The sequence below is a fragment of the Bacteroidota bacterium genome, assembly GCA_017303975.1.
Classification (GTDB): Bacteria; Bacteroidota; Bacteroidia; order JAFLBG01; family JAFLBG01; genus JAFLBG01.
Window position 1 is genome coordinate 1 of record JAFLBG010000070.1, and the last position, 2,576, is coordinate 2,576.

3 protein-coding genes are annotated in these 2,576 nt (G+C 33.6%); all 3 read right to left on the reverse strand.

Annotated features, from left to right (window positions below; translation table 11 throughout):
* A partial coding sequence (locus J0M08_14280) for an oligosaccharide flippase family protein (protein MBN8704223.1) occupies nt 1–922 on the reverse strand: 922 nt, incomplete at its 3' end.
* A complete protein-coding gene (locus J0M08_14285; protein MBN8704224.1) occupies nt 897–2,039 on the reverse strand; it encodes a VpsD family glycosyltransferase in 1,143 nt (380 codons plus the stop codon). The genes J0M08_14285 and J0M08_14280, both read right to left, overlap by 26 nt.
* 312 nt (nt 2,040–2,351) lie before the next feature.
* Nucleotides 2,352–2,576, reverse strand: a 225-nt coding sequence (locus tag J0M08_14290) for a protein CapI (GenBank protein ID MBN8704225.1), incomplete at its 5' end; no start/stop codon positions are given.

The window sequence follows — 2,576 nt, forward strand, 5'->3', positions numbered from 1 at the left end:
TTTCAAAATGCAACATGCAAATAGCTACTAAACAGGGTAGCGATATAAAAAGTAAAAACTTTAAGTACATTTTATGAATTTTAAAAAGCTCAACGTAATCATTTGTAAGTTTTACTAAATTAGGATACAACGGCAGAGCTACTATCATAAAAATCAAACCAATAACACCTGACAATAAATTTGCTTGCGCAGCATAGATACCAATTTCACTCATCGTTAAATATTTTGGCATGAATAATCTATCTCCTCTGGTATATAACAGAGCAATACTCCCAGATACCATCAGAGGGAATCCATAAATAATTATACTTTTCACGTGAGCAAAACTTAGTTTTGGAATAATTTCAAACTTTACAAAAATCAATGCTAGAGTATAGCTGAAAGCTAAAGCAGAAAAAGCTGAGATTACATTCTGTGATAATGATAAAATAACGAGCGTAAAAACTACAGAGGTGACCGATTGAAATAAATTGGCTGAGCTGTATATTTTATATTTCTCATTTAGCCTAGAAATTTCAATATTGACATTAAATAACGACTTTGCAATCAGCAAAAAAGAAAGACTTATAAACAACGACCATTCAAACAATGAATAAAAAAGTAAAACAACAGCAAGAATTAAAGAGCTGGCAATTAAACTTAATAATGTCAAAAAAATTACATTCCCTAATATTTCAGTCCTACACTGCTCACTGGCCGCTGGATAAAGCCTTAACATGGAAGTGCAAAGCCACTGAGAACAAACAGTTCTAATAATTTCCATGAATAAAAATGCTATCGCAAGAAGTCCATACTCAGCAGGATTCAAGAATTTAGTTTGTATTGAGATAAGGAAAAATACACTAATTGCATTAAAAACCTGAACAGGTGCATATTTCATAAAAGTCTTTATCAAATTACGCCCTCCTGTAAACTGATTCATATTTTGTATTTACACTTCTCACTGAATAAAAATTCTTTATAAAATTTTTCGCACTGTCTGGTTCAGAATTAGTTAAACTCGGAATTTTACTTGCAATATCTTCAATATCAAATTCATCAATCGTTATCACGCTGGAAAGTTTTTCAAACTCAAGTATACTTTCTGATAAAACTCCAACTTTTGTGCATACAACAGGCAAGCCAGTAGCCATCATTTCTAACGGTGCTAAACCAAATGTTTCTTCACTAGAGAAAAATAATCCCAACTGTGCTAATTGATAATGATTAATCAGTTCTTGTTGGTCACAAGCTCCGGTGAATTCTACAAAGTTGCTTAAATTCAGCTCTGTAACTAAATTTTTTAACTCATCATAATAAATTTTATCAGTTGCTGGCCCAATAATTAAAAGCCTTGCATCAATTCCAAGTAATCTAACTCGGTTTAGCAGTGCAATCGAAAGTTCGATCCTCTTGCGTCTGGTCATTAAAGCGCAGGTGACAAATGTAAGATTTTCCGAGTTTTCAATTTTCCTTCGAGTATTAAAAAATGCAGATGAAATAGGATTACCTATGACTCGAATGTCTTTATTCGTATCACAAGCCAAAGCGTCTTTAAGTAATGTACCAACTACCGTGTACTCTGTGACGAAAAAATCAACAATTTTAGGCATGACACTTTCATAAAGTAAATCATTTAAAAAAGAGTTTGGATTTCTACAAATTTTTTTGTAGGAATGTAAAGTTGCTATTCGGCGTTTCACGCTAAAACCACCGAGCAGCCAAACACCGAGATGAGAATGAATAATATCTGGACGGAAGTTATTAACTTGTTCCATAACTCTTAAATTGCAGCTAATTAGGCCAGGAAGGGGAATTCCGAACCTTTTTTCTTTTGAAGGAAAATAAACTAGTTCTATATTGTCTGATAACTTAACAGGAGTGCTAATTGAATTGCCATCATTAAGAGGATTAAATGCACAGACTCGGTAGTAAAATTCATCACTACCATTGTTTACCAAATTATCAACTAAAATTTGACAAACAGAATCGACCCCACCGGCATTTCGAGTGCCAAATACAGTGGTCGATAGAGGAAGGACAAGTAAGATTTTTTTCATTAAGAGCCCAAAATAAAGACGAATAATTTATAATTGTTTTTAAAAATCAAAAACTAATCTAACTCACCTTTTGATATCAGCTAATTAATTAAATTAAGTTCTTAGCTGCATGAAATCATTACTATCTAAATAACAACAACAGATTGTAGGTGTTTACTGTCTGAAACCAAATTTTTATTTCAAACATGCGTAAAGCAACAAATTATGTGATAGCAACAATGCTGCGTTAACCAAAACAATATTATAAACACGCAACGATTCATAAAATTAATTTCAGATCTTGTTTACTCCGACTAGAAAGTACACAAGTTTTTATTTCCTGTAAGCCAGATACCAACTTACAAAAGATCGCATTCCATGCGACAAATCAGTTGTCGGTTTAAATGATGCTGCAGTACTAAGTCTGTTAGTATCCGCGTATGTCTGATACACGTCCCCTGCTTGCATTGGCAAGTAGTTTTTCTGGGCGGTCACACCGGCGGCTTGTTCGATCGCTGCGATAAAGTCTTCAAGCGCAACGGGTTGATTATTGCCGAT

Coding starts and splice junctions, on each gene's coding strand:
- J0M08_14285 (MBN8704224.1), bottom strand. CDS start 2,039: ATGAAAAAAATCTTACTTGTCCTTCCTCTATCGACCACTGTATTTGGC.